Raw genomic sequence first — 470 nt, forward strand, 5'->3', positions numbered from 1 at the left:
GCGAACCACGGTGGACCGTCTGGAAGCTGCCGGGGTCCGCGTTCACTGCTTGGCGCTCGGTGGTGTGGACCTCACCAGCCCGGCAGGGAAGATGACCATGCAAGTCATCAATGCCGTGGCCGAATTCGAACGCGACCTTTTGATTGAACGGACGCAGGCTGGCATTCGTCGGGCGCAGGCTGAAGGCAAGGTATTCGGCAGGCCATCAGCCTTATCCGAAGAACAGCGTGCCGTGGTGTTGGAACGCTTGAATGCTGGTGCTCCCGTTGCCCAGATAGCACGCGACATGAAGACCAGCAGGCAAACGATTATGCGGGTGCGGGAGGCGGCGATGGGCGACATACAAGTCACGCCATGATGTAGTCACCAGCTTGACCGGAAGCCGCCCTTGTCCTATGACCCATGACTAAAGGATGGGAACCAACCATGTCTTCTCTACCGCTGACCGCTGGCAACCGCGTGACAATGAC

Annotated in this window: 1 protein-coding gene; it reads left to right on the top strand. The window is 59.4% G+C overall.

Annotation, left to right across the window (positions count from 1 at the left end):
• On the top strand, window positions 1-358 hold a 358-nt coding region (locus AC1DO7_RS41500; protein ID WP_477117607.1), incomplete at its 5' end, for a recombinase family protein.
• Window positions 359-470: the final 112 nt, after the last annotated feature.

Source organism: Cupriavidus sp. 05N40 (genome assembly GCF_056397305.1).